Below are 25,540 nucleotides of genomic sequence, written 5' to 3' on the forward strand. Positions count from 1 at the left end.
CGGCTTTCCTCAAGCCGCCAGAAAGCGCGCCACGTCTTCACGGCGCGGCATCGGTGCAACCGCACCCTGACCGAGCGTGGAGAGCGCAGCTGCCGCATTGGCATAAGCCGCCGCCTTGAATGGATCTCCGTGGGCGAGCCAATCGGCGAGGAACGCGCCACCGAACGTATCTCCCGCTCCTGTCGCGTCGACGGCTTTCACGGGACGCGCGGGCACGACTTCGAGGTGGTCCTCCGTCTTCACCATCGTCCCCGCCTTACCCATCGTGAGTACGACGATGCTGCAGCCGAGTGCGAGATAGAAAGTGCAGATATCCTCTGGACGCTCCAGCCCTGTAAGTTGCTGTGCATCGTCAAGGCTCGGGCGCGCGATGTCGCTCAGCGCCACCGCACCGTGGATCACCGCGCGCGCGCGGTCGAGGGGCCAGAGCCGCAGGCGCAAGTTGGTGTCGTAGCTGACCGTCGTACCGTTCGCCTTCGCATGACGGATCGCCGCGAAGACCGCATCGGCGCAGGAAGTTGAAATCGCCTGACTGATGCCCGAGACATGCAGCACGCGCGATGCCGCGATCTGCGCAAGCGGTAATTCCGCTTCCGTCACGAGACTCGCAGCGGAACCGGCGCGTGCGTAGGAGAAGACATGCCCTTCCTCGCCGTAGCTGATGAAGTAGACACCGGTGCGCCCGTCTTTCCGGCGGATGACGGTTGAGCGGTCAACGCCTTCACGGCCCCACAAATTCAGAAAATCGTTACCGAAAGCATCGTCGCCAAGAGCGGTGAAGATCGCGACCTTCGCACCTTGGCGCGCCGCGGCGATGGCCGTGTTGGACACGTCGCCACCAAAGCCCGGCAGATAGAGCTTCTCATCGCCCCGCCGTGTTTCCGCGAATTCCATCAAAGGTTCGCCAAGCGCAAGAATGTCGAGTGCCTTCATGGGTGCTTCACGCCTGGAAAAGTCGCAATGTCCTGATCGCGCATCGCGATGACCTTGCCGGGGTTGAGAATGCTGTTCGGATCGAGAGCCTGCTTGATCGCGCGCATCAGGTCGAGCCCGACGGGATCTTTATAAAGCGCAAGCTCGTCGCGCTTGATGAGGCCGATCCCATGCTCTGCCGCGATGGAACCGTTCATGCCGTTCACGATGTCATGAACGATGCGATTGAAGCGGCCCCACTGTGCGAGGAAAGCTTCCTTCTCCATCGCCACGGGCTGCGAAAGGTTGAAGTGGATATTGCCGTCCCCGAAATGCCCGAACGCGCAAACGCGGATGCCGGGCATTTGCGCTTCGCACGCTTTCGTCGCGGCCTCGATGAACTCGGCGACGCGTGACACCGGCACGGCGACATCGTGCTTGATAGAGCCGCCCTCCTTGCGCTGCACTTCCGACAAGCTCTCGCGCAAGTTCCACAGCGCGCGGTTCTGCGCTTCGCTCGCCGAGACAACGGCATCGGCAACAACGCCCTCTTCAATGGCGCGCGTGAGTATGGACTCCAACGCGCCTTGCAGATCAACATTCTCCTGCGCGGACGACAATTCGATCAGCGCGTAGGACGGATAGTCCCCGGCCAGTGGGCGGACGGCTCCCGGGGCGTGCTTGAGGACGATCTCCAGCCCGAAGCGCGGAATATACTCGAAGGCGGTGAGCTGGTCGCCGACCGCATCGCGGAAGCGTTGGAAGAGAACAAGCGCCTCGCGCGGCCCGGCGCAGCCGATGAAGGCCGTGACGCGCGTTTTCGGCTTGGGGAACAGCTTCAGGACCGCAGCGGTAATGATGCCGAGCGTCCCTTCGGACCCGATGAAGATGTCCTTCAGGTCGTAGCCCGTATTGTCCTTACGCAGACCTTTCAGGCCGTTCCAGACGCGGCCATCGGCCAGCACCACTTCGAGCCCGAGTGTGAGCTCCCGCATATTGCCGTAACGCAGCACGGCGGTCCCGCCTGCATTGGTGGCGAGATTGCCGCCGATGCGGCAGGAACCTTCGGATGCGAGAGACAGCGGGAAGAGGCATCCGGCTTTGTCGGCGGCTTCCTGCACGTCCTGCAAAATGCAGCCGGCCTCGACCGTGATCGTGGCGTTGAGAGAATCGACATCGCGAATGCGATTCAGCCGTGTGAGGGAGAGAACAATGCCGCCGAAAGGAACACCGCCGCCGACGAGCCCGGTATTGCCGCCCTGCGGCACGATGGGAACACCCGCCTCGGCGCATTCCCTAACGGCATCGACAACTTGTTCGGCGTTCTTTGGTCGAACCACGGCAAGCGCCGACCCGCGATAAAGGCCTCGGGTTTCAACGAGGTATCCGGCCATGAGGTCGGGATCGGAGATCACCGCATCCGGACCCAGCTTCGCGGAGAGTTTGTCGATCAGCCCCAGGCTCATTCCCGTCGCCGTTCCCTCGTTCCTCTTGAGAGTCGTCATGGCATCCCGACGCGCCGCCCGCAACGCCGGATTTTCAGGATGCAGGCCACGCAAGAAGCCCTCTTGCTTTTTTTCCGGGATTGGAAGTTACTTTGTATCGCAAAAGGCCGGAAAGGCCGCGCACCAAATAGGCCTCGCCAACGGGGGCTCAAGGAACCACAAAGGGAACAATGATGAAGTTCGTCAAAACCGTCAGTCTGGCGATTGTCGGGTCCGCTCTCGCCATCGGCGGCGCGAGCGCCCAGACCAAGACCGTCAAGATCGCCACCGAGGGCGCTTACGCTCCCTGGAATTTCACGACACCCGCCGGCAAGCTCGACGGCTTCGAGATCGATCTCGCCAACGATCTTTGCAAGCGCATGAAGGTCAAGTGCGAGATCAAGGCCCAGGATTGGGATGGCATCATTCCTGGCCTGACCGCCAAGAAATACGACGCCATCATCGCCGGCATGAGCATCACCCCCGAGCGCCAGAAGGCCATCAGCTTCTCGCGGTCGTATGCGAACGGCCCCAACGGCTTCCTCGTCGCGAAGACCTCGCCCCTCGCCCAGATGCCCGGCACGGGTCAGACCTATAATCTCGACACGCAGAAGGCCGAAACCGAGAAGGTGCTCGAAGCGATCAAGCCTCTCCTCAAGGGCAAGGCTATCGGCGTGCAGGGTTCGACGATCCATGCCGCCTATGCCGAAAAGTACTTCAAGGGCGTGGCGGATATCCGCGAATACAAGACCACCGAGGCGCATGATCTCGATCTCGCCGCCGGCCGCATCGACGCCGTGCTCGCGGATTCCGTCGCCATCGTCGAGTCGCTCGGTAAGCCGGAATTCAAGGACTACGTGATGGTTGGTCCAGGCGCCACCGGCGGCATGCTGGGAGACGGCGTGGGCGTCGGCATCCGCAAGGAGGACGCAGCACTTCGCAAGATGTTCGACGAAGCCATCGACAGCGCCCTGAAGGACGGCACCATCAGCAAGCTTGCCGTGAAGTGGTTCAAGGTCGATATCGCGCCCAAGAGCTGAACGACAAGCTGAGCAATACGAAGCTTGATTTTTCGAGGGCGCGGCTCACCACCGCGCCCTTTTTACATGGCCGTTTTGCAGAGTTGCCAGGTGCCGCAACGGCACCTGGTAATCCTCCTTAAGGGGACTAAGCCCCCCTCTTGCCTTTTTCTCGGCTTTGGCAGTTACTGCGCAACGGCGCGGTCGATGAGGCCGCGAAAGAGAAGGTTCCGTGCGAACGGACCGGACCAAACACAAGGGAACAACGATGAAATTCATCAAGACCGTCAGCCTGGCCATTGTCGGCACCGCGCTCGCCATCGGCGGCGCAGCGGCTCAGGGCAAGACCGTGAAGATCGCGACCGAGGGCGCCTACGCCCCGTGGAACTTCACCGGCGCGGGCGGCAAGCTGGAAGGCTTCGAGATCGATCTCGCCAACGACCTGTGCGCCCGCATGAAGATCAAGTGCGAAATGGTCGCCCAGGATTGGGACGGCATCATCCCCGCCCTCAACGCCAAGAAGTACGACGCCATCATGGCGGGCATGAGCATCACCGACGAGCGCAAGAAGGTCATCGACTTCTCGGTGTCCTACGCCAACTCGCCGAACGGCTTCCTGGTCGCCAAGAGCTCGCCGCTCGCCAAGATGCCGGGCACGGGCGAGGCTTTCAGCCTCAACAGCCAGAAGGAAGCCGCCGAGAAGGCTATCGACGCCGTGAAGCCCGTGCTCAAGGGCAAGACCATCGGCGTTCAGGGTTCGACGATCCACGCCGCCTTCGCCGACAAGTACTTCAAGGGCACGGCTGACGTCCGCGAATACAAGACCACCGAGCAGCACGACCTCGATCTCGCCGCCGGCCGTATCGACGCGGTTCTCGCCGATTCGACCGCCATCATCGGCACCCTCGAGAAGCCGGAGTTCAAGGACTACGTGATGGTCGGCCCGTCGATCACCGGCGGCATGCTCGGCAACGGCGTCGGCGTCGGCGTCCGCAAGGGCGACGTCGAGCTGAAGAAGGGCTTCGACGAGGCCATCCGCGCTGCCGTTGCGGACGGCACGATCACCAAGCTCTCCAAGAAGTGGTTCAAAATCGACATCGCTCCCAGGAGCTGATGGGTACCTGGAACGAAAAAAGGCGCGGCTTCGGTCGCGCCTTTTTTTGCATGATCAGGGGCAGTTGCGACGAAAAAGCGTCAGGTACGCCCACACCTTCAACAGGATTGGGCTTGCGCTCCGCTCCGCTTTGTCTGTTAGCTGTGCCTGACGGAAGTTGCCGGTAACAGGCTCCCCATCAAAAAAAGGCGTCAACAAAGCCTGACAGAGGAACGACGATGAAAATTTTCAAGGCAATCGGCCTCGGCATCCTGGCGTCCGCCCTCGCCATCAGTGGCGCGGCGGCCCAAACCAAAACCGTGAAGATCGCAACCGAAGGCGCTTACGCCCCGTGGAACTTCACCGGCGCCGGCGGCAAGCTCGAAGGCTTCGAGATCGATCTCGCCAACGACCTGTGCGCCCGCATGAAGGTAACCTGCGAGATCGTTTCTCAGGATTGGGACGGCATCATCCCCGCCCTCAACGCCAAGAAATACGACGCTATCATGGCCGGCATGAACATCACGGATAAAAGGCTCGAAGTGATCGCCTTTTCCCGTCCCTATGCCTCCGGCCTCCACGGCTTCGCGACAATGAAGGATTCGCCGCTGGCCAAGCTCGCCGGCACGGGCGAGCGGGTCAATTTCGACAAGGACCCTGCCGCCGCCGAAAAAATCATCGGCGAGTGGAAGGCCCTCCTCAAGGGCAAGACCGTGGGAACCCAGACTGCTACGGTGAACCTCGCCTTCCTTGAAAAGTACTTCAAGGACACGGCCACGATCCGCGAATACAAGACCACCGAGCAGCATGATCTCGACATGGCCGCCGGCCGCGTGGACGCGATCTTCGCCGCCCATTCGTCCTTGAAGGCGACCATCGACCAGCCTGAGTTCAAGAACATGATGATCGCCGGCGCCGGCGTTTCGGGCGGCGTGCTCGGCCGTGGGGTCGCTGTCGGCCTGCGCAAGGATGATGCGGAGCTCAAGACCGCCTTCGACACGGCGATTCAAGCCGCCATCGCCGACGGCACGATCCAGAAGCTGACCCAGAAGTGGTTCAAGGTCGACATGTCCCCCCAGGGCTGAGACCTCACGCTCAAGTAACTTCGTCTTTCCGTACGCCCTGAAGATCGAAAGTGCGCCTTTGCGCCACCCTTCGGTTCCGGGCCATCGGGCTGACAAACTGCAGGACATCGAACGCGTGCAACAGCTGAGCTATTTCGAACTCATCGGCTTTGGACCGAACGGATGGGGCAATGCCCTTCTGATCGCCACGGGGATGACGCTGGCCGTCGCCCTTTGCGGCTTTATCGCCGGAGCCGTCATCGGCACTCTGGTCGCCTGGGCCAAGCTCTCATCGAGCATCGTCGCCCGCTCTCTCGCGGACGGCTACACGACGGTTCTTCGCGGCATTCCCGACCTTCTCGTCATCTACCTCTTCTACTTCGGCGGCAGTGCGGCGCTCGGCGCCATCGGCAGCCTTTTCGGCGCGGAAGGCTTCATCGGCATGCCCGCCTTCGTCACCGGCGCCATCGCCATCGGCATTGTCTCCGGCGCCTATCAGGCGGAAGTTTTCCGCGGGGCTTTCCAGGTGGTCAGCCGTGGCGAACTCGAGGCGGCACGCTCGGTCGGCATGCACCGCTGGCTGATGTTCCGCCGTGTCGTCGCTCCGCAGGTGCTGCGCTATGCCATTCCAGGCCTCGGCAACACCTGGCAGCTGATCCTCAAGGAATCCGCCCTCATCTCGGTGACGGGCCTCGTCGAGCTTCTGCGCCAGTCGCATATCGCGGCGGGCTCGACGCGACGCCCCTTCGATTTCTATCTCACGGCGGCGATCCTGTACCTCCTCATCACCTGGGTCTCGACGACGTTGTTCCAGCGCGCGGAAACCTACTCCATGCGCGGCATCCGGAGGGCTTCCTGATGGATTTCGAATTCATGCAGGAGACCTTCCTGCGCCTTCTGAGCGGCGTTCCGCTGACGCTGAACCTCGCTTTCACATCGGTCGCGTTCGGCGCGGTGCTTGCCATGCTGATCGCGCTCATGCGGATGTCAGGGGTGAGAGTGCTCGAAGCCTTCGCCAAGGGCTACGTGTTCGTGTTCCGCGGCTCGCCGTTGCTCGTGCAGATCTTCCTGATCTATTACGGCCTCGGCCAGTTCCGCCCCACCTTGCAGGAATGGGGGCTGTGGTCCTTCTTCCGCGAGCCCTACTGGTGCGCGATCCTCGCCCTCACCCTCAACACAGGCGCTTATGCGAGCGAGATCTTTCGCGGCGGCCTGCAGGCGGTTCCCGCACAACAGGTCGAGGCCGCCCGTGCCTGCGGCATGTCGGGCTTCCTGCTCTTCCGCCGCATCACGTTCCCCATCGCATTGCGTCAGGCACTTCCGGCCTATGGCAGCGAGCTGATCCTGATGGTGAAGGCGACATCGCTCGCCTCGATCATCACCATGATGGAAATCACCGGTATCGCCGCCAAGCTGATCTCGCAGACATTCCGCGCCGTTGAAGTCTTCATCGTCGCGGGTGCGATCTACCTCATCCTCAACTTCATCATCACGCGCCTCATCATGGCGCTGGAATGGTGGCTCTCGCCTCACCTTCGTCACCCGCCGGTTCCGAAGGCAAGCGTGGAGGCCGTGCATGTCTAATGGAGTTTCCATGTCCTCTCCCGCTCCCGCCGTCTCCGTCAGCCAGCTGCGAAAGAGCTTCGGCTCGCTCGAAGTTCTCAAGGGCGTCTCGCTGGAAGCCCGCGAAGGCGACGTGATTTCGATTCTCGGCGCCTCCGGCTCCGGCAAGTCGACCATGCTTCGCTGCATCAACATGCTGGAGGTTCCCGATTCCGGCGACATCCGCATCGGCGGCGAGCTGATCGGCCTCAAGAAGGGTCGTCGCGGCATGGAGCCAGCCGACCGTTCGCAGGTTGACCGCATCCGCTCCCGCGTCGCGATGGTGTTCCAGAGCTTCAATCTCTGGTCTCACATGACGATCCTCGAAAACATCATCGAAGCGCCCGTGCATGTGCAGAAGCGCCCGAAGGCCGAGTGCATCGAGGAAGCGGAGGCGCTGCTCGCCAAGGTCGGCATCGCCGACAAGCGCAACAGCTATCCCTCGCACCTCTCCGGCGGCCAGCAGCAGCGCGCCGCCATTGCCCGTGCGCTGGCCATGCGCCCGAAGGTGATGCTGTTCGACGAGCCGACCTCCGCTCTCGATCCTGAACTCGTCGGCGAGGTTCTGCGCGTCATGCGCTCGCTTGCGGAAGAAGGCCGCACCATGCTCGTGGTAACGCACGAAATGGGCTTTGCGCGCGACGTCTCGAACCGCGTGATGTTCCTGCACAAGGGCGTCGTGGAAGAGGAAGGCGCGCCGCAGGACGTGTTCGCCAATCCGAAATCCGAACGCTTCAAGCAGTTCATCTCGAGCCACCGTTAAGAACGGCGGCGGGAGCTCTCGCTTTTCATCAAGTAACGAAGCGCCCCGGCCACAGGACGGGGCGCTTTTCTTTTACTCCGACGCCATAGGAAAATAGCCTGCCGGCGCCCTTTCCATCTCGCTTCGGCCCTCCCTCTGCCCTAATCTCCAAAAAGACCGATGACGAGGGATGGACATGCCAGGACCAGTTGATGCCGCTACGCTTGCGGCACGGATCGCTCAAGGCGCGGGACGGGAGCAACCCGATCTCGTCATCACCAATGTCCGCCTGTTCGATCTCGTGACCGGCTCGCTCGCGACAACGGACATCGCGATCTGCGGCGATACCATCGTCGGTACTTACGGTTCCTATCACGGAAAACGCACCATCGATGGACACGGGCGTTTCGCCGTTCCGGGTTTCATCGACACGCATCTTCATGTGGAATCATCCCTCGTCACGCCTTTCGAGTTCGACCGTTGCGTCCTTCCGCATGGGGTAACCACCGCCATTTGCGATCCGCATGAAATGGCGAACGTGATCGGCACCGCAGCGTTCGATTACTTTCTCGCCTGCGCCGATCAAACCATCATGGATCTGCGCGTGAACTTGTCGAGCTGCGTTCCGGCGACGCCCTTCGAGACATCCGGCGCGCAGATCGAGGCGCAAGACCTGATGCGCTATCGCGACCATGCGAAGGTGATCGGCCTTGCGGAGTTCATGAACTTTCCAGGCGTCATCAATGGCAATCCCGGCTGTCTCACGAAACTGGAGGCCTTCTCAGGCCGCCACATCGATGGCCATGCACCACTGCTGCGCGGGCTCGGCCTTAACGCTTATATTGCGGCGGGCATTCGCACTGAGCATGAGGCAACGATGCTCGACGAGGCGCTCGAGAAAATCCGCAAGGGCATGACCATCCTGATCCGCGAAGGCTCCGTCTCGAAGGACTTACATGCACTGAGCGCGCTGCTCACGGTCCAGACCTCGCCCTTCCTCGCTCTTTGCACGGATGATCGGAACCCTCTCGACATTGCGGAGGAAGGGCATCTCGATTTCATGATCCGCACGCTCATAGCGCTCGGCTGCGAGCCTTTGGCTGTCTACCGCGCAGCATCACTCACTGCCGCGCAAGCCTTCGGCTTGAAAGATCGCGGCTTCATCGCGCCGGGAAAGCGCGCAGATATCGTGCTGCTTGACGATCTTGAGCGCTGCGAGGTTTCCGCCGTCGTCTCCGCAGGCCGCCTGGTCAACGAGGACTTGTTCGCAACACGCGGCAGCGTTGCACCGGTCGGCCTAGGCAGCGTGAAGTTTGATCCTGTCGCGGCTGCCGATTTTCGCGTCGAGACAACATTGGCATCCGTTCCCGTGATCGGCGTTGTTCCGGGAAAGATCATTACGGAGCATCTGCATGTAGCGCTGCCCCGCAACGGTAACGAGGTGCTCGTCGATCTCGATCACGACGTGATCAAGGTCGCCGTGGTGGCACGGCATGGGATCAACCGCAACATCGGTATTGGCTTCGTGAAAGGCTTCGGTCTGAAGCATGGGGCTATCGCATCGTCCGTCGGGCACGACAGCCACAATATCTGTGTCGTCGGCGCGAGTGATGACGACATGGCGGTAGCGGTCAATCGCCTGCGCGACATTCAGGGCGGCTTCGTCGTCGTCTCGGACGGCGAGGTCCGCGCCGAACTCGCATTACCGATTGCGGGGCTGATGAGCGACAAGACGTACGAACAGGTACGCGATGCACTCTATCCCTTGCGCGATGCTGCGAAGGGCCTTGGCGTCACGTTGCACGAACCGTTCCTGCAGGTGGCCTTCCTGCCGCTTCCGGTCATCCCGCATCTCAAGATCACGGATCGTGGCCTTTTCGATGTGGACCGGATGGAATTGGTTTCGCTCTGAAGCTCAGACCAGGACGGGATGCGAGTCCTGTGCGCCGACATTGAAGACGCGCCTGTAGCGCTCGATCTCCTCTTTCGGTCCCATCGCCTTCGTCGGATTGTCCGAGAGCTTCACGGCCGGGCGGCCATTGGCGGAGACGACCTTGCAAACGATGGAAATGGGATCAAGCGCGCCATCCGGCGCAAGGCCCCGGAAATCGTTGGTGAGAAGCGTGCCCCAACCATAGCCCGTGCGCATACGGCCCATGAAATGCCGATAGACGCGCTCGATCACGTCCACATCGAGACCGTCGGAGAAGATCGCAAGCTTTTCGAGCGGATTCTGTCCCCGGGCGCGCCACCAAGCGATAGCCTCCTCGCCGCCTTCGATGGGATCTTTTGAATCGATGCGGATGCCGGTCCAGTTGCACACCCAATCGGGCGCGCTCTTCAAAAAGTTCGTGGTGCCGTAGGTATCGGGCAGGATGACGAGCAGGTTGCCCTCGTAATCCTCCTGCCAGTCGGCGAGCACACGATATGGCGCTTTCAGCATCTCCTCTTCGGAATTCGCGAGCGCCGTATAGACCATAGGCAGTTCATGGGCGTTGGTGCCCACCGCCTCCACCTCGCGGCGCATGGCGATGAGGCAGTTGGAGGTGCCGAGGAAGGACGAGCCAAGCCCCTCGATCATCGCCTGCACGCACCAATCCTGCCAGAGAAAGCCGTGACGGCGGCGCGTGCCGAAATCGGTGACGGACAGGCCGGGCAGCTTTCTCAGCCGCTCGATCTTCTCCCACACGCGGGTCATGGCGCGGGCGTAGAGCACCTGCAGCTCGAATTTGCCCATGCCTTTCAGGACGCCGCGCGAACGCAGTTCATTGAGAATGGCAAGCGCCGGGATCTCCCACATGGTGGTTTCGATCCAGGGCCCGTGAAAGGTGAGCACGTATTGCCCGTTTTCTTTCTCGAGCAGGTATTCCGGGAAGCGGAAGGTCTCTAACCAGTCCATGAATTCCGGCGAGAACATCTGCCGCTTGCCGTAGAACGTGTTACCCCTGAGCCAGGTAGATTCACCCCGGGTGAGGGAAAGCGAGCGCACATGGTCAAGCTGCTCACGCAACTCGCCGATGTCGATGATCTCGGCCAGCGGAACGCGGGTGGTGCGGTTGTGGATACCGAACGTGACCTGCACATCCCGATGGCGGCGAAAGATCGTCTGCGCCATCAAGAGCTTGTAAAAGTCCGTATCGAGAATGGATCTCACGATCGGATCGATCTTCCAGGTGTGGTTGTACACCCTGGTTGCGATGTCCACCATCGCCTGCTCCCAGCCGTTTCAGGAGGCAGGACAATAGCGAAGGCTTTTAGCCGATGAAAGGGTGCCGGAGCTCAATCTCAGCCGTGAAGGCGAAAGGAATAGGCCGTACTCCGGCATTTCCCGTGTTTTCGGCCCATTTCCAAGAGAAGCGCGGGCTTCTTTCCCTCTGCTCCCCGAAATCTGGCCTTAACGAAGTGTCCTGCAGCCTATAGATGATGGAAAAGGCCGCTCAGGCGGCTCCAGGAGGCCCTATCGTGACGATCACCCGTGAAGATGTGCTGCAGGCGCTCTCGACCGTGCCGCTGGATGCGGGCGGAACGCCCCTCTCCGCCTCGGGCCGGCTGACGGATATTCTGATCGAGGACGGCGGCAGGGTCGTGTTCGCCATCGTGATCGACCCTTCGGAAGCCACGCGGATGGAACCGGTGAGACAGGCCGCCGTTGCCGCCGTGCAGCGCGTTTCCGGCGTCGGCAGCGTCTTGGCTAGCCTCACGGCGGAGCGCCCGGCCTCGGCCGGCGCGCAAACGCCCCCCTCGCCCCACCCGAAGGCGCAAAGCGCAACGCCGCCGCAGAGAACGCAGCGCATTCCCGGCGTGAACCACATCATCGCCGTTGCCTCGGGCAAAGGCGGCGTCGGCAAGTCCACCACCGCCTGCAACCTCGCGCTCGCGCTCCAATCCCTCGGGCTGCGCGTCGGGCTTCTCGATGCGGACATCTATGGCCCGTCGGTGCCGAAGCTGCTCGGCATTCACGGCAAGCCGCGCCTTCTCGAAAACCGCATTCTCGAGCCGATGGAGGCCTATGGCTTGAAGGTCATGTCCATCGGGTTCCTGGTGGATGAGGAAGCCGCCATGATCTGGCGCGGGCCGATGGTCATGTCCGCGATCACGCAGATGCTGCGCGAGGTCGCTTGGGGAGACCTCGACGTCCTCGTGGTGGACATGCCCCCCGGCACGGGCGACGCGCAGCTCACGATGGCTCAGGCGACGCCACTAGCGGGCGCCGTCATCGTCTCGACACCGCAGGACCTTGCGCTGATCGACGCAAGACGCGGCGTCTCCATGTTCAAGCGCGTCGAGATTCCGATCCTCGGCATCGTCGAGAACATGGCGACCTTTATCTGCCCGCATTGCGGAAAGACCTCGCACATTTTCGGCCACGGCGGCGCGCGCGCGGAAGCCGAGCGGCTCGGCGTGCCGTTCCTCGGTGAGATCCCGCTCAACATGACGATCCGTGAATTGTCGGATGCCGGGCGTCCGGTGGTCGCGACCGATCCGGACGGCCCGCATACCGCTCTCTACAAGGCGATGGCTAGCCAAGTCTGGGCAACGCTCTCAGGCGGCGCAACCGCCCGCCCCGCGCCACGCATCGTCATCGAATGACCCGCCGATGACGGACTTCGCCCTTCGCGAAAAAACCCTCGCCGTCATCCTTGCCGGCGGGCGCGGAACGCGTATGGGCGGAGCAGACAAGCCGTTTTTGCAGATCGACGGAACGACGCTCCTGGAACGCATCGTTGCGGTGATGCGCCCTCAATGTGTGGCACTTGTCATCAACGCGAATGGCGATCCCTCCCGCTTTTCGCAATTCGGCGCGACAGTCATTTCCGACACATTGCCCGATTACCCGGGGCCTTTGGCCGGCATTCTTGCCGCTCTCGAATGGACGTCCTCACAGCGGCCCGATCTTGAATGGGTTGCAAGCGTTCCGGGCGACACGCCCTTCCTGCCCGGCAACCTTGTCGAGCGCCTGCACGCAGTGCGCATCGAAAGCGGCGCTGACATCGCTTGCGCATTCTCGGGCGGGCAGGCGCACCCCACAATCGCCTTGTGGCCTTTGTCGTTGATCGGCGAACTTCGGCGCGCGCTTACCATCGATAGCGTGAGAGCCGTGCGCGATTTTTTTGCCCGTTACCGCGTCGCCTATGCCGACTGGCCCGCCAAGCCTTTCGATCCTTTCTTCAACATCAACACGCCGGAAGACCTCGCAGCCGCCGAAGTGTTGGCGCGGACAGCAAGTACGCACCATGATTGAACTCGACCTGACAGGGCTGAAATGCCCCCTTCCCGCCCTGAAGACGCGCAAGGCTCTCACGACGATGAAACCCGGCGACGAGATCAGAGTCACTTGCACCGATCCGCTTGCCGCCATCGACATCCCCAATCTCATCCGTGAAACCGGGGACCGGTTGGTCGAGCAGGAGACGGATGGGAGGGGCGTCACCTTCGTGATTGCGAAGGGGTAATCTCAGGCGCTGGCTTGTGCGCTTTGATATCGCCCGGCCCGACGCTCGATCAGCCGAAAAGCGTCGTGGATGAAGAAGGCGAGCATCGCCACCACGAGGCCGCCTTGCACGACGAAAGCGGTGTTGTTGGATTGAAGCCCCGCGATAATCACCTCGCCAAGTCCCTTGGCCGCGACAGTCGATCCGATAGTCGCAGTGCTGAGGTTGATGACGAGCGACAAGCGGATGCCGGCGAGAATGACGGGAAGCGCGAGCGGCAATTCAATCTCAACGAGGCGCCTGCGGGCGTTCATCCCCATGCCCCGCGCCGCATCGAGCGTCAGTGGGGAAACCTGCGTCAGTCCGGTCAGCGTGTTCTCGAAGATCGGCAGAAGACCGTAGAGAAACAGTGCGATCAGGGTCGGCGCCTCCCCGAAGCCGACAAGCGGCACCGCAATCGCAAGAACGGCGACGGGGGGAAAAGTCTGACCCACATTCACGATGGTCCGCGACAACGGCAGGAATTCAAGCCCAGATGGGCGCGTGACGAAGATCCCGAGTGACACCGCGACCACGATACTCCCTAGTGTCGCGACAAAAACCGTCCACAGATGAGACAACGTCAGCGCGACAAGACTTCCCTGATTGTAGATCGCAGGAGCACCATGCGACGTCAGCGGTTCAAAGACGGGCGCGAACACTTGCGGCGCGGCGATGAATGTCACCAGAAGCGCGAGCAATGCAATTCGCAAGAGTGCGGAGAAGACGCTCATGGCTGTTCTCGCCGGAGAGCGAGAATGCCTGCAACGCTAACCTTGCCGATGGTAGCGCCTGATATATCCGAAACCGGTAGCGCCTCTCGTCCACTCCAGACGAGTTCCGACAGGGCGTCGCGAAGGTTCGCAGATATATCAATCGGCGGCCCCGAGGCGTTTCCGGGTTCCAGTGCGCGCGACACACTTGTGAGAGATAGCAGACGAAACGGGCGTTCTGCCGTGCCGACAAGTCGCTCGACGAATTCATGAGCCGGTCGCATCAGGATCTCCGTGGGTGCCGCATATTGCAACAACCGTGCCTGATCCATGACGGCAATGCGGTCACCGAGATGGAAAGCCTCCTCCATGTCATGGGTCACGAGAAGGATCGTCGTCTTGAAGCGGCGTTGAATGGCAAGCAGATCGGCCTGTGCCTTGGTGCGGATCAGCGGATCAAGCGCGCCGAAGGGCTCGTCCATCAAAAGAAGTTTCGGCTCAGCGGCAAGAGCGCGCGCAACCCCGACGCGCTGCTGCTCCCCGCCTGAGAGCTGATGCGGATATTTTGATGCGAAAGTCGCCGGATCGAGCTGGAAAAGGTTGAGCAGATCATCGACGCGCGAGGCAATGCGCTTTTTCTCCCAGCCCAGTAGACGCGGAACCGTCGCGATGTTTTCAGCCACCGTGCGATGGGGGAAGAGGCCGTTTCCTTGGATCACGTAGCCGATGCGATGGCGAAGCTCGTCTTCCGGGATCGTCACGGTGTCCTGCCCATCGATCAGGACACGCCCGGCCGTCGGCTCGATGAGCCGGTTGACCATGCGCAGCAAGGTCGACTTACCGGCTCCCGACGTTCCGACGACAACCGCGATGGTGCCGCTCTCCACATCAAGCGAAACGTCGTCGACAACGATATCCGCGCCGTAGCGTTTCGTCAGATGCTCGATGGCGATCATGCGCGCGCGCCTTTCGCCAAATCGACAAGTGCATCGAGGATCACGGCTCCGGCGAAGGCGAGAAGAACCGTAGGGATAGCCCCGAGAAGAACGAGATCGAGCGCCGTCTGGCCCGCGCCTTGAAACACGAATGTCCCGAAGCCCCCGCCCCCGATCAGGGCCGCCACGGTCGCAAGGCCGATGTTCTGAACGAGCACTATGCGGATGCCGGTGAGGATGGTCGGAAAGGCGAGAGGAAATTCGACCTGCTGCAAGCGTTGACGGGAAGACAGCCCCATGCCGCGCGCAGCATCGATCACTTTCGGCGAAACCTGATCCAGTCCGACGACCGTATTCGCGACGACGGGAAGGAGGGAATAGAGGAAAAGCGCGACGAAGGCAGGAGCAGCGCCGATGCCGTGGATGCCGAGCGTCGCAGCCAAGGGGAACGTCGCCGCAAGATAGGCGAGCGGCGCCATCAACATGCCGAACAGGGCAATGCTTGGGATCGTCTGAATGACATTGAGAGTTTGCAGCACCGCGCTCTTGATGGCGGGAATCCGATGGCAAAGAATGCCAAGGGGAATGCCGACGAGAACGGAGGCACTCAAGGAGCCGAGCGCGAGGACGATATGCTGGCGCGCCTCTCGCCAAAAGCTGTCGGCGCGGGTCGCATATTCCTTGAGGATCGAGACGTTGTTCCATGCGCCAGACCCCAGCAGGAGTGCAAGCGTGATGGCGGCAACCGCGAGCGCCGCAAGCCTCTCCCACGGCCCGAAACGCAGCCGCGTCAGGGCATCGGCAACGAGAAGTGCGAACGCAAACGAGAGCAGCCAAAATCCCCACGCCGGAGAAACACGCGCAAAACTGTTTCCCGCAGGCGTCAGAAAATCGGCTGAACGTCCCATCGCCACGAAAACGGCAATCATGCCGAAGGCGGCAGCGGCAAGCCTGGCCGCAAGAGCGCGGACAAAAGCGGAGACCAGGGCAATCGCCATCGAGAGAACCATGAGTCCGATGGCGAAAGCCGATGGCAGCGCGAACATGATGCCCCGCGCGTCACCGGAAGCGATGCGGTTGGCGCGGTAGATCGAAAAGGGGCCGAGGATGATCGCGGCAGCAATGAGAATGGCGATCACGCCTCCAAGTCGATCCAGAGAAAGTCCCGCCCGCGACATGCGTACGCCGCCAAGGCCGTGTTGAGGCAACGCCGCCACGGTCCGCTATCGCCCTACTCGCAGGCGGTACTCGCAAGGGCAACGCATCACTTCAGGAAGCCTCTCGATTTCAGGTAATCTGCCGCGACCGCCTTCGCCGCCTCTCCGCCCACTTGCACGCGGGCATTCAGCCCCTGCAGGGTTATGAGGTCGAGAGACTCGAAGACCGGCTTGAGAATGTCCGCAATCTTCGGATTCTCCTTCAGCACGGCTTCGCGGATGATCGGCGCCGGCGCATAGACCGGCTGCACTCTCTTGTCGTCGCTCAGCACCACAAGGTCGGACACGGCTATGCCGCCATCCGTTCCATAAACCATTGCAGCATTCGCACCGTTGGTTTTCTCAGCAGCCGCCTTGATGGTCGCCGCCGTGTCGCCACCGGAAAGAACGATGAGCTGATCGGGCTTCATCGAAAAGCCGTAGGCCGCCTGAAAAGCGGGGAGCGCCGCGGCGGAATTCACGAACTCGGCGGAAGCGGCGAGCACCGCCTTGCCGCCGCCAGACACCCACTTTCCAAAATCCGACATGGTGGCGAGCTTGTTAGGCTCTGCCACATCCTTGCGCACGGCAATCGCCCATGTGTTGTTGGCGGGGGACGGCGCGAGCCAGACGATCTTGTTGGCGTCGTAATCGAGTTTCTTTGCCGCCTCGAAACCGTTGGCGGCGTCCTTCCAGAGCGGGTCGTCCGCCTTGTTGAAGAAGAAGCCCGCATTGCCCGTGTACTCGGGATAGATGTCGATCTCGCCCGCCACGAGGGCCTTGCGGACCACCGGGGTAGCGCCAAGCTGGATGCGGTCCTGCGTCTTGATGCCGTTGGATTCGAGCATCAGTAGAATGATGTTGCCGAGAACCGACCCCTCCGTGTCGATCTTGGAGGAAACGACCACATCCGCCTTCGCACCGCCGGCGAAGGTCAAACCGAGAGCGACAGCCGCCGCAAGGGATTTCATGAAGACATTCATAGGAACCTCTAGCGTTCTAATGTGACAGCATTCCGTCGAGGGCGCAAAACGCGCGGGATTTCTTGAGCTGTAAGGCGGCCTGACTGCCGGATTTCTTGGCTCCTCTTTTACCATAAGAGAGTGTTTTCCCTCGGCAAGGCCCCAGCCGGGCTCTCGTTCCGCGAATTGTGTTGCGTCCTGCCCGGGCCGGGTGTTGAACGGCGGGCGAGAGGCCCTTAAATCGAATGCTCCAGCTTCGGCCGGTTGCTTTTTCAATCGTTCGCCCCCCGCATCTCGCAGCGCAAAGACGATGACCCTGACACAAGTTTCCACAACGCCTTTTCCCGACCAGAAGCCCGGCACCTCGGGCCTGCGCAAGAAAGTTCCCGTCTTTCAGCAGCCGAACTACGTCGAAAATTTCGTGCAAGCGATCTTCGACACGGTGGAGGAGCGCGAAGGCGCGACGCTGGTCGTCGGAGGCGATGGTCGCTTCTTCAACCGGGAGGTCATCCAGACGGTTCTGAAGATGGCGGCAGCCAGTGGTTTTAGCCGCATTCTCGTGGGGCAGCGCGGGCTGCTCTCAACCCCGGCGGCCTCCTGCCTCATCCGCAAATACAAGGCCATCGGCGGCGTCGTTCTCTCCGCCAGCCATAATCCCGGCGGTCCGGATGGCGATTTCGGCATCAAGTTCAACGTCTCCCACGGCGGCCCCGCGCCCGAGACTTTCACCGACGCCGTCTTCCAGCGCACGCAGTCGATCACGCATTATCGCACCCACCGCGCATCCGACATCGACCTCGACGTGCTCGGCGAAACGCGGCTCGGGAACGCGACCATCCAGGTGATCGATTCCGTCGCCGACTACACCGAGCTGATGGAAACCCTTGTCGATTTCGACAAGATCGCGGCCCTATTCGTCTCGGGCTTCCGCATGCGTTTCGATGCCTTGAGCGCCGTGACGGGCCCTTATGCGAAAGCCATTCTCGAAGGGCGGCTCGGCGCGCCGGCGGGCACCGTAGTCAATGGCGAGCCCAAGCCTGACTTCGGCGGGCATCATCCTGACCCCAACCCCGTCCATGCCCATGACCTGATGGACCTGATGCTCGGGCCGGACGCTCCCGACTTCGGCGCAGCCTCCGATGGGGACGGCGACCGCAACATGATCGTCGCGCCGGGCCTGTTCGTGACGCCGAGCGACAGCCTCGCAATCCTCACCGCCCATGCTCATCTCGCGCCTGGATATGCGCAGGGGCTTGCGGGCGTCGCGCGCTCGATGCCAACAAGCCGCGCCGCCGACCGTGTGGCCGCCAAGCTCGGCATCCGCGCCTTCGAGACACCGACGGGCTGGAAGTTCTTCGCCAACCTGCTCGATGCAGGGCTCGTCACGCTCTGTGGCGAGGAGAGTGCAGGCACCGGCTCGAACCACATCCGCGAGAAGGACGGCCTTTGGGCGGTTCTTCTGTGGCTCAACATTCTGGCTGAACTGAAGAAGCCGGCGGACAAGATCGTCCGCGAGCACTGGGCGGCGTTCGGGCGCGATTACTACGCGCGCCATGACTATGAAGAGATAGAGACGACCCGCGCGGACGCGCTGATGGCGCATTTGCGGGAAATCCTGCCCTCGCTTCCGGGCCAAGTTTTCGGTGGTCTCACTGTCGAGGCTTGCGACGACTTCGCCTATACCGATCCCGTCGACGGGTCGGTGACCCCGCGCCAGGGCATCCGCATCCTGTTCAAGGAGGATGCCCGCGCCGTCTTCCGCCTCTCGGGCACGGGAACCGCCGGGGCGACGCTTCGCGTCTATCTGGAGCGCTTCGAGCCCGACCCGCGCCGCCACGATCTTTCGCGGCAGGATGCTCTCTCCGCCGTTGCCGAGGCCGCGAACACCCTTGCCAAGATCGGGGAATTCACGGGCCGCAGCGCGCCTTCGGTCATTACCTGATCACGACCTGCCGCTTCGGCAGGCCCCGCGTCGCGGAGCGCAAGCCGCTTGATCTCGCTATGCGCGTGTCATAGAGCGCAATGAAACGCCCGCCATCGAGCCCGCTCGGTTCAGTGACGGGCGACCTTTTTTCGTTTTCTCAGGAATGCCGACCATGAAGCCGATTTCGGAACTGCCGCTCACCAAGGCGCAAGCCGTACGGGTGGTTCTCACCGATATCGACGACACCGTCACCACAGAGGGCCTGCTCACCGCCTCGGCCTATGAGGCGCTGGAAAGCCTTCAGAAAGCGGGCTTCATCGTGATCCCGGTGACGGGGCGCCCCGCCGGATGGTGCGATCACATCGCCCGCATGTGGCCGGTGGATGCCATCGTTGGCGAGAACGGTGCGTTCTTCTTCCGCTATGACCGCAAGCTCAAGAAGATGCAGCAGCGGTTCTGGGCGAGCGAAGCTGAGTTCAAGGCGAACCGCGCGCGCCTCGACGCGATCCGCGACGAGGTTCTGGCCTCTGTCCCCGGCTCCGCGCTGGCGAGTGACCAACCTTATCGCATCGCCGATCTCGCCATCGACTTCTGCGAGGATGTACCGCCCCTGCCGGAAGCGGAGGTCGACCGCATCGTCGCGATTTTCGAGAAGGCCGGTGCGCAAGCCAAGGTCAGCTCGATCCACGTCAACGGCTGGTTCGGCGACTACAACAAGCTGAGCATGGCGAAGGTCCTCCTCGAAGAGGTCTTCGGCATCGACATTGTGCGCGATGGCGAAACGGTGATCTATGCGGGCGACTCGCCGAACGACGAGCCGATGTTCGCGGCCTTTCCGCTCAGCGTCGGCGTGGCGAATGTCCATGAGTTCGTTCATCGCCTCAAGGCGACACCGACCTACGTGACGAAGGGCCATTCGGGAGAAGGCTTCTCCGAACTTGCTTCCGTCCTGCTCAAGGCGAAAAAGGTTTAAAGCGAGCGTTTCTCGCTCAAGGCCACAGAAGAGCTGCGCCTCTTGCGCCGCTTTCCTTCGTTTCGCCGATGACGATGAGAGGCGCGGCCTCCTGCCCGAACACGTAGCGCGGCGTTGCCGCGTTCAAAGCGTCGAGCAATTCATCGATGGCGCTCAGGCCGCCGCCCAGCACAATCGCATCGGGATCGAGGGCATTCGTCAAAGCCCCGATGAGACGCGCAAGCCTGTCGACCCAGCGCTGAAAAGTTTCGCGCGCGTGCACATCGCCTGTTCTCATCACGCCGATGATTTGCGGCGCGGTCAGGTTCGCCCCTGTCCGCTCGCGATGATCGCGCGCCATGCCGGTGCCCGAGACGAAAAGTTCCGCGCAATCGAAATTGCCGCAATAGCACGGACGTGGCGTCGCACCATCGGCAAGGACGATAGGCATGTGCCCCGCCTCTCCGGCAATGGCGAGCGGGCCGCGCCTGACGCGGCCATCGATAACGAGGCCACCGCCGACACCCGTTCCAAGCGTCAGCGCATAGACGACAGCGCGACCATCGGCGGCGCCGCCAAGCGCTTCCGACAAGGCAAAGCAATTGGCGTCGTTCTCGATCCGCGTCGGATAAGGAATGGCCGCCGTGAGGTCGGACACGACATCGCGCCCATTGACGAACGTCATGTTGCAGTTGCGCCAGAGCCCCGTCTTCGGAGATTGAGAGCCCGGCATGCCGATGCCGACCCCCATGATGTTCCTGGCAGCCTGCCCGCAACGTTCGATCACAGCGGGAACCGCCGCGATGAGGCTGGAATAATCGCCCGGCGTATCGACGCGCGTGCGAGAGATCATCTCGCCATGCGCATCGAGAACGACGGCGGCGATCTTCGTGCCGCCGACATCGATGCCGATGCGAACCGCGCTCATCGAAGATCCTTCTTGCTCAGCACGCGCTCGGCTTCAACAACCGCACCGATCACATGGTAGAGCGTGCTCGCCGGAGCCGTTTCGACAATGACTTTTCCATCCGCATCGAATTGATCGATCCAGCCTGCGGTAAAAGGCTTCGCGAGATAATGATCCCAAAGGGCCGAGAGGCTTTTCACGGCCTGATCGAGCGCGCCTTCGCGTCCGATTTCGGCTTCCACCAGCCATGCCTTGGCAAGCTCCGTCTGCGGCCAGAGACGGCGCGTCCCGCGGCGGACCTTGCCGTAGCAATCGGCCTCATCGACGAGAAACCCTGTCCTGGAATCGGCGATCTTCACCGCATCGTCGAGCAGCTGGCTTGCAAGGGCGTCAGGCGCGCTTTCGGTGATGCGCTCATAGCGGCGCAGCAACCACGCCCACTCGGCCTGATGACCGGGCTCGATGCTCTCGCCCTCAGCGCCGGGACGCGGGGTCCAGTTATCGTTGAAATGTTCGCGCAGCTTTGGAGCGGGCGAGAGAAAACGCTCCTTCAGGAATCCGAGGATCTGCTCCGCGCGCTTGAGAGCCCCGGGATATTCAAGCGTTTCATGCAGTGCGAGCATCGCCTCGAAGCAGTGCATGTGTGGGTTCTGCCGGCGCGGCAGGGATGCCGGAATGCCTTCGATGAGCGTGCCGTCCTTCGCCGTCAGGCGCTCGTCGATGAAGTCCTTCACCTCATCGACAAGGCCGCGCACCTGCGCATCGCCGCTGGCCTTGGCCAGCCAGGCGAGCGACATGAGGATGAACATATGATCGTAAGTGTCGCGCAAGGGGTTCGCGACAGTGCCATTCGGATTGAGGAGATGAACGAAGCCGGGCTCGCCATCCGGCGAGCGGGCCTTCTTCAGCATCCAGTCCAGAAGCCCCAAAGCGAACTCGGTGCCGTCCGGGCACCAGCCGAGGATGGCCGCATGGCTATAGACGTAGATCTGGCGGGCCTGAACGCGAACCCGCTTGATGGCGTGAAGATCCGGCGTGGCATCGAAAAGAAAACGCTCATGAACGCCGCCAAAACGCCTGTCCCACCCTTGGGACATCCAGAACGGGAGTGACTCCTCGATGAGCCAAGGCTTCAAATCGACCATACGCGACACCTCTTAGAGCATGATCAGAACAAGTGGAAACCGGTTGTTCGCCTTAGATCATGCGGCAGCAAAGGGAACCGTGAGCCTTGAAATTAAGCCCATATCGGTCACGACATGGGCTTTTCTGTCCCAAATGGCGGTGAATCTCAACTCGCCTTCCGGATTAAGCGACGGAGCGAACAACGGAATCGCGGTTCTCAGCCATTTCCAGCGGGCGCACGGCGCCGCTGGCCGTTTCGATGGTGAGATGGCATGTCGCGGGGCCGTCGAGATAGGCCTCCATGATCCCCGCGAACAGAGCCAGTTGTCCCTGAACCCCGCCGCCGCCCCGGCGGGGCTTCAACGCGGCGATAACCTCGCGGTAAAGCGCGATCCGGTCGTGGCCGATATCGCTGAAAGCCAGATCGGATGCATGGCGCAGGCGATACCAATCGACAACCATGTCCTTAAAGGTCACATGCCTCATGGGATCGGAAGCGCCACCCTCGCCCCGTTCTGCCGCGAGGTGGGCGAGCGCGTCTTCGGCGCGCACCGGCTCGGCCATGCCGGCAAGCCGCACGAGATCGCGCACGGTCAAGCACTCGACCAGGGACCGCAATTCACGCGGCCACTCCTTCGGCAAGTAACGATGGCTGACGAGCTCCGTCATATGCGCGCGGATGAAGTCGTAATAGGTACGAGCATCGAGAAGAGGGTTGTGCCCTTCATCAAGCCTCGCAAGCTCCTGACGATAGAGGCCGAGCAGATCGTCGAAATGCGGCACATCGCGGATGATGACGGTTTCAAGCCTGACATCATCATCATCGAGAGTGACGATTTTGTAGGCGGGCGGATATCCGACGAGCGAGGGCATGGCAACGTTGACCAGCGTGCTTTGTTCACCCTCGTGAAGCCCCAAGGCGTTCACATGCAGATGTCCACTGAAATGCAAAGCAATCCCGGTTCGCGCAAAAGCCTCACTCGCAACAACTGCCGGCGAGCGGCGCACAAAACCGGTCGCTCCGAAAAGCGCCTCTTCGTCCTCGACGGTTCCCCGCAGGAAATCGACGACGGGATAGTGTGAAAAAACGAGGATCTTCTTGCCGCCCGCTTGGGCGCGCCTGCGCACGTCGGCAAGCCACTCCAGAATGAACGGCTTATGCCGCAGCATGGCATTCCAGCCAGCATCGGTGCTCTCCTCGTAACCCTTCGGATCGTCTGCGGCGAAAGCGCCGTCCTTCGGCTCATAGACATTGGCATCGATCGCAACGATCCAGACGCCTTCGAAGGGTTCGACAAGATAGGACCCATCGATCACCTTGCGTGTAACCGAGCCATCCGGCGATGTGATGTCGAACTGCCGCGCTTCGAGATCAGCCCTTGTGCCGAAGGGCGTTTCCCAATGGAGAAAATGCTCTTGCGGGAAGAACCCGGCATCCGCCATCGCAAGCATGGCATCGCGATAGCCGAGGCCGAACATCTTGTCCGTGACGACCTGCGGCCCGCTCGCCTTCATCGAGGCGGAACTCGTCACAAGCGTATGACTGCCGTCGGCGTTGAGAAACCGCTTGTCGTGGTGGTCGCCGACCGGTGTTCTGACATCGTGATTGCCGATCGTGGCATAGAACGCCATGCCGTGCTGCTGACGATACTTGTCGAGAATGACTTTCAGGCCCGCGATTGTGGAGCGCTGTCCATCGTCGGAATAGTCACCCACAAGAACGACATGCTTGATGCCGCGCGCTGCGAGATCGTCAAGAACGGCGAACAGCGCGAAGTAATTTTCGTTGAAGATGCGGGTTGAATTGACCGTATCTTTGAGCGTGCGCGCGTTGGCCCTCTTGCCGGTGCGCGGGATCACGGGGCCTTCGAAATCATAGTCGCCATAGACATCGTGAAAATGGACATCGGCGAGAATGGCAATCTGCGTCATCAATCGATCTCTGAACTCGAGAACTCACTTGGTCTTTCAGCGCACGAGAATGCAGCGAAAATCGTTCACATTGGTAAAGGTGGGGCCTGTCATCACGAGACTATCGAGCGCCTTGAACGCCGTATAAGCATCATTGTCGGCGAGAGATGCCGCGAGATCAACGCCTGTCATCGCCGCCCGCTCGTGAAGCGAATGATCGAACCACGCGCCCGCGTTGTCCTCCGAGCCGTCGATCCCGTCCGTATCGCAGGCAATGGCCGAGACCGTCGGCAAGTCCCGCGTGGCCAATGCAAGCGCCAACAGGAGTTCCGCATTGCGCCCACCCCGCCCCTTGCCGCGCAAGGTCACCGTCGTCTCGCCTCCTGAAAGCAGGACACATGGCGGCCGCACCGGCTCGCCGTGAACAACGACGGAGCGCGCGATGCCCGCCATGACCCGCGCAACCTCCCTCGCCTCACCCTCGATGGCATCGCCCAGGATCAGCGGCGTGAAGCCGAGCGCGCGGGCCTTCGTGGCGGCTGCCTGAAGCGCCATGTGAGGGGTCGCCAGCATATGGATCTCGCCGCCATTGGCGGGAGCCGCCACGGCATTGGCCCGAATGGCTGCTTCGATCCGCTCCGGCACGGTGATCGCGTATTCGCGCAACAGGGCGAGTACCTCCTGCGGCTCCGAGGGCTCAGGGATGGTGGGGCCGGAGCCGATGCTGGCGGGGCTGTCGCCCGGCACATCCGAAATGAGATAGGTCACGAGCCTCGCCCCGCCGATCCGCGCCGCAAGCCGCCCGCCCTTGATGGCAGAAAGCGATTTCCGCACCCTGTTCATCGCTCCGATGGGCATGCCCGAGGACAACAACGCCTTGTTGACCATCTGCTTGTCGGCAAGCGTCAGCCCTTCTGCGGGTAGCGCGAGCAGCGCAGAGGCTCCTCCCGAGATCAGGCAGACCACGAGATCGTCAGGCCCCGCCTGTTCCGCGAGCTTCAGAATCCTTCCGGCAGCCTTGAGCCCCGCCTCGTCTGGCACCGGATGAGCGGCCTCGACGATTTCGATGAAGCGGGTCGGCACGGCGTGGTCGTAGCGGGTGACGACAAGCCCTTCGCAGGTGCCGCCGACCTTTTCCCAGGCCGCTTCGAAGGCCGCCGCCATACGCGCCGAGGCCTTGCCTGCTCCCAGAACAATCGTCCGCCCCTTTGGCCGCTCCGGCAGAACGCCGGCGAACTTGCCATCAGGCAAGGCGGCTTCGAGAGCGGCTTGAAAAAGTGCCTTCAGGATTTCGGCATCGCTAAGCATCGCGTCAGGTCCGGCCAATCGGGAACGCAAGGTTTAAAGCATGATCCGGGCGGACGGAAAGATCGCGCGGAATCAAAAAGTTAGAGAAAACCCGCTTGAGCGGCCAGCTTCTCCTTGCCCTCTTTCGAAAGGCCCGCCCCCTGACTTTAGTGGGAGCGCTAAACGCTTGGTCGGAAAGGGCTCTCGCTCTATGTTCCCCCCGGCTCGGGGTCGCCGGGTC

The 25,540-nt window shown here is 61.9% G+C and carries 23 protein-coding genes; 12 read left to right on the top strand and 11 right to left on the bottom strand.

What is annotated here, in order from left to right:
• Positions 1-9: 9 nt before the first annotated feature.
• The gene (locus DQW91_RS06230) at positions 10-933 is read right to left on the bottom strand and encodes a sugar kinase (RefSeq protein WP_112662725.1); all 924 of its coding nucleotides are present in this window, start codon (positions 931-933) and stop codon (positions 10-12) included.
• Positions 930-2,417, bottom strand: a complete 1,488-nt coding sequence (locus tag DQW91_RS06235) for an FAD-binding oxidoreductase (protein WP_425373378.1) — start codon at positions 2,415-2,417, stop codon at positions 930-932. Before DQW91_RS06235 ends, DQW91_RS06230 begins: the two co-directional genes overlap by 4 nt.
• Before the next feature lie 173 nt (positions 2,418-2,590).
• Here DQW91_RS06235 and DQW91_RS06240 point away from each other — a divergent pair, with 173 nt between their 5' ends.
• From DQW91_RS06240 to ade, 7 genes are all read left to right on the top strand, one after another.
• On the top strand, positions 2,591-3,436 hold the full coding sequence (locus tag DQW91_RS06240; RefSeq protein ID WP_112662935.1) for a lysine/arginine/ornithine ABC transporter substrate-binding protein: 846 nt from the start codon (positions 2,591-2,593) through the stop codon (positions 3,434-3,436).
• A 247-nt stretch (positions 3,437-3,683) separates the two neighbouring features.
• A complete protein-coding gene (locus DQW91_RS06245; RefSeq protein WP_112662726.1) occupies positions 3,684-4,529 on the top strand; it encodes a transporter substrate-binding domain-containing protein in 846 nt (281 codons plus the stop codon).
• A 218-nt stretch (positions 4,530-4,747) separates the two neighbouring features.
• A complete protein-coding gene (locus DQW91_RS06250; RefSeq protein ID WP_112662727.1) occupies positions 4,748-5,593 on the top strand; it encodes a lysine/arginine/ornithine ABC transporter substrate-binding protein in 846 nt (281 codons plus the stop codon).
• Positions 5,594-5,708: 115 nt separating this feature from the next.
• Positions 5,709-6,431 (top strand): ABC transporter permease, encoded by a 723-nt coding sequence (locus DQW91_RS06255; protein WP_281024009.1) that lies wholly within the window; start codon positions 5,709-5,711, stop codon positions 6,429-6,431.
• Complete coding sequence (locus DQW91_RS06260) at positions 6,431-7,156, top strand: ABC transporter permease (protein WP_112662728.1); 726 nt, start codon at positions 6,431-6,433, stop codon at positions 7,154-7,156. The genes DQW91_RS06255 and DQW91_RS06260 overlap by 1 nt, the downstream gene beginning before the upstream one ends.
• 10 nt (positions 7,157-7,166) lie before the next feature.
• Entirely contained in the window at positions 7,167-7,937 is a 771-nt protein-coding gene (locus DQW91_RS06265) for an ABC transporter ATP-binding protein (RefSeq protein WP_112662729.1), read from the top strand.
• Between the two features lie 175 nt (positions 7,938-8,112).
• Entirely contained in the window at positions 8,113-9,828 is a 1,716-nt protein-coding gene (gene ade, locus DQW91_RS06270; RefSeq protein WP_112662937.1) for an adenine deaminase, read from the top strand.
• A gap of 3 nt (positions 9,829-9,831) precedes the next feature.
• Here the strand turns inward: ade and pncB are convergent, their stop codons facing one another.
• The gene (pncB, locus tag DQW91_RS06275) at positions 9,832-11,124 is read right to left on the bottom strand and encodes a nicotinate phosphoribosyltransferase (protein WP_112662730.1); all 1,293 of its coding nucleotides are present in this window, start codon (positions 11,122-11,124) and stop codon (positions 9,832-9,834) included.
• A gap of 254 nt (positions 11,125-11,378) precedes the next feature.
• Here pncB and DQW91_RS06280 point away from each other — a divergent pair, with 254 nt between their 5' ends.
• From DQW91_RS06280 to DQW91_RS06290, 3 genes are read left to right on the top strand one after another with little or no spacing between them, the layout of a single operon-like run.
• The gene (locus tag DQW91_RS06280; RefSeq protein ID WP_112662938.1) at positions 11,379-12,506 is read left to right on the top strand and encodes an Mrp/NBP35 family ATP-binding protein; all 1,128 of its coding nucleotides are present in this window, start codon (positions 11,379-11,381) and stop codon (positions 12,504-12,506) included.
• A 7-nt stretch (positions 12,507-12,513) separates the two neighbouring features.
• Positions 12,514-13,158, top strand: coding sequence for a molybdenum cofactor guanylyltransferase MobA (gene mobA / locus DQW91_RS06285; RefSeq protein WP_112662731.1), 645 nt, complete (start codon positions 12,514-12,516; stop codon positions 13,156-13,158).
• Entirely contained in the window at positions 13,151-13,369 is a 219-nt protein-coding gene (locus DQW91_RS06290) for a sulfurtransferase TusA family protein (RefSeq protein WP_112662732.1), read from the top strand. Before mobA ends, DQW91_RS06290 begins: the two co-directional genes overlap by 8 nt.
• A gap of 2 nt (positions 13,370-13,371) precedes the next feature.
• Here DQW91_RS06290 and DQW91_RS06295 read toward each other — a convergent pair whose 3' ends face one another.
• From DQW91_RS06295 to osmF, 4 genes are all read right to left on the bottom strand, one after another.
• Positions 13,372-14,121, bottom strand: coding sequence for an ABC transporter permease (locus tag DQW91_RS06295; protein ID WP_112662733.1), 750 nt, complete (start codon positions 14,119-14,121; stop codon positions 13,372-13,374).
• The gene (locus DQW91_RS06300) at positions 14,118-15,056 is read right to left on the bottom strand and encodes an ABC transporter ATP-binding protein (protein WP_112662734.1); all 939 of its coding nucleotides are present in this window, start codon (positions 15,054-15,056) and stop codon (positions 14,118-14,120) included. The genes DQW91_RS06295 and DQW91_RS06300 overlap by 4 nt, the downstream gene beginning before the upstream one ends.
• Entirely contained in the window at positions 15,053-16,213 is a 1,161-nt protein-coding gene (locus DQW91_RS06305) for an ABC transporter permease (protein ID WP_112662735.1), read from the bottom strand. The genes DQW91_RS06300 and DQW91_RS06305 overlap by 4 nt, the downstream gene beginning before the upstream one ends.
• Positions 16,214-16,299: 86 nt before the next feature.
• Positions 16,300-17,202, bottom strand: coding sequence for a glycine betaine ABC transporter substrate-binding protein OsmF (gene osmF, locus DQW91_RS06310; RefSeq protein ID WP_198411808.1), 903 nt, complete (start codon positions 17,200-17,202; stop codon positions 16,300-16,302).
• 301 nt (positions 17,203-17,503) lie between these two features.
• Between osmF and DQW91_RS06315 the strand changes: the two genes are divergently transcribed.
• Together DQW91_RS06315 and DQW91_RS06320 are read left to right on the top strand one after the other, a co-directional pair.
• Positions 17,504-19,135 carry an alpha-D-glucose phosphate-specific phosphoglucomutase gene (locus DQW91_RS06315; RefSeq protein WP_112662737.1) on the top strand — a complete coding sequence of 544 codons (1,632 nt, stop codon included), beginning with the start codon at positions 17,504-17,506 and terminating at the stop codon, positions 19,133-19,135.
• Positions 19,136-19,289: 154 nt separating this feature from the next.
• The gene (locus DQW91_RS06320; RefSeq protein WP_112662738.1) at positions 19,290-20,090 is read left to right on the top strand and encodes an HAD family hydrolase; all 801 of its coding nucleotides are present in this window, start codon (positions 19,290-19,292) and stop codon (positions 20,088-20,090) included.
• Between the two features lie 16 nt (positions 20,091-20,106).
• On the opposite strand, the gene DQW91_RS06325 is transcribed toward DQW91_RS06320, so the two are convergent.
• From DQW91_RS06325 to DQW91_RS06340, 4 genes are all read right to left on the bottom strand, one after another.
• Positions 20,107-20,997 carry an ROK family protein gene (locus DQW91_RS06325; RefSeq protein WP_112662739.1) on the bottom strand — a complete coding sequence of 297 codons (891 nt, stop codon included), beginning with the start codon at positions 20,995-20,997 and terminating at the stop codon, positions 20,107-20,109.
• A complete protein-coding gene (locus tag DQW91_RS06330; protein ID WP_112662740.1) occupies positions 20,994-22,121 on the bottom strand; it encodes an AGE family epimerase/isomerase in 1,128 nt (375 codons plus the stop codon). Before DQW91_RS06330 ends, DQW91_RS06325 begins: the two co-directional genes overlap by 4 nt.
• Positions 22,122-22,284: 163 nt before the next feature.
• Positions 22,285-24,033: a metallophosphoesterase family protein gene (locus DQW91_RS06335; RefSeq protein WP_112662741.1), complete on the bottom strand. Its 1,749-nt coding sequence runs from the start codon at positions 24,031-24,033 to the stop codon at positions 22,285-22,287.
• Between the two features lie 36 nt (positions 24,034-24,069).
• A complete protein-coding gene (locus DQW91_RS06340) occupies positions 24,070-25,320 on the bottom strand; it encodes a glycerate kinase type-2 family protein (RefSeq protein WP_112662742.1) in 1,251 nt (416 codons plus the stop codon).
• Between the last annotated feature and the right edge of the window lie 220 nt (positions 25,321-25,540).

The sequence above is a fragment of the Microvirga flavescens genome (genome assembly GCF_003290125.1).
In the GTDB taxonomy this organism is placed as follows: domain Bacteria; phylum Pseudomonadota; class Alphaproteobacteria; order Rhizobiales; family Beijerinckiaceae; genus Microvirga; species Microvirga flavescens.

Bases quoted from the DNA above. Each gene is read 5' to 3' on its own strand.
- DQW91_RS06295 (WP_112662733.1), bottom strand. From the start codon at position 14,121: ATGAGCGTCTTCTCCGCACTCTTGCGAATTGCATTGCTCGCGCTTCTG.
- DQW91_RS06315 (WP_112662737.1), top strand. From the start codon at position 17,504: ATGACCCTGACACAAGTTTCCACAACGCCTTTTCCCGACCAGAAGCCC.
- DQW91_RS06240 (WP_112662935.1), top strand. From the start codon at position 2,591: ATGAAGTTCGTCAAAACCGTCAGTCTGGCGATTGTCGGGTCCGCTCTC.
- DQW91_RS06235 (WP_425373378.1), bottom strand. From the start codon at position 2,417: ATGACGACTCTCAAGAGGAACGAGGGAACGGCGACGGGAATGAGCCTG.
- DQW91_RS06250 (WP_112662727.1), top strand. From the start codon at position 4,748: ATGAAAATTTTCAAGGCAATCGGCCTCGGCATCCTGGCGTCCGCCCTC.
- ade (WP_112662937.1), top strand. From the start codon at position 8,113: ATGCCAGGACCAGTTGATGCCGCTACGCTTGCGGCACGGATCGCTCAA.
- DQW91_RS06300 (WP_112662734.1), bottom strand. From the start codon at position 15,056: ATGATCGCCATCGAGCATCTGACGAAACGCTACGGCGCGGATATCGTT.
- DQW91_RS06290 (WP_112662732.1), top strand. From the start codon at position 13,151: ATGATTGAACTCGACCTGACAGGGCTGAAATGCCCCCTTCCCGCCCTG.
- DQW91_RS06340 (WP_112662742.1), bottom strand. From the start codon at position 25,320: ATGCTTAGCGATGCCGAAATCCTGAAGGCACTTTTTCAAGCCGCTCTC.
- DQW91_RS06325 (WP_112662739.1), bottom strand. From the start codon at position 20,997: ATGAGCGCGGTTCGCATCGGCATCGATGTCGGCGGCACGAAGATCGCC.
- DQW91_RS06305 (WP_112662735.1), bottom strand. From the start codon at position 16,213: ATGTCGCGGGCGGGACTTTCTCTGGATCGACTTGGAGGCGTGATCGCC.
- mobA (WP_112662731.1), top strand. From the start codon at position 12,514: ATGACGGACTTCGCCCTTCGCGAAAAAACCCTCGCCGTCATCCTTGCC.
- DQW91_RS06265 (WP_112662729.1), top strand. From the start codon at position 7,167: ATGTCCTCTCCCGCTCCCGCCGTCTCCGTCAGCCAGCTGCGAAAGAGC.
- DQW91_RS06245 (WP_112662726.1), top strand. From the start codon at position 3,684: ATGAAATTCATCAAGACCGTCAGCCTGGCCATTGTCGGCACCGCGCTC.
- DQW91_RS06260 (WP_112662728.1), top strand. From the start codon at position 6,431: ATGGATTTCGAATTCATGCAGGAGACCTTCCTGCGCCTTCTGAGCGGC.
- osmF (WP_198411808.1), bottom strand. From the start codon at position 17,202: ATGAAATCCCTTGCGGCGGCTGTCGCTCTCGGTTTGACCTTCGCCGGC.
- DQW91_RS06330 (WP_112662740.1), bottom strand. From the start codon at position 22,121: ATGGTCGATTTGAAGCCTTGGCTCATCGAGGAGTCACTCCCGTTCTGG.
- pncB (WP_112662730.1), bottom strand. From the start codon at position 11,124: ATGGTGGACATCGCAACCAGGGTGTACAACCACACCTGGAAGATCGAT.
- DQW91_RS06335 (WP_112662741.1), bottom strand. From the start codon at position 24,033: ATGACGCAGATTGCCATTCTCGCCGATGTCCATTTTCACGATGTCTAT.
- DQW91_RS06230 (WP_112662725.1), bottom strand. From the start codon at position 933: ATGAAGGCACTCGACATTCTTGCGCTTGGCGAACCTTTGATGGAATTC.
- DQW91_RS06320 (WP_112662738.1), top strand. From the start codon at position 19,290: ATGAAGCCGATTTCGGAACTGCCGCTCACCAAGGCGCAAGCCGTACGG.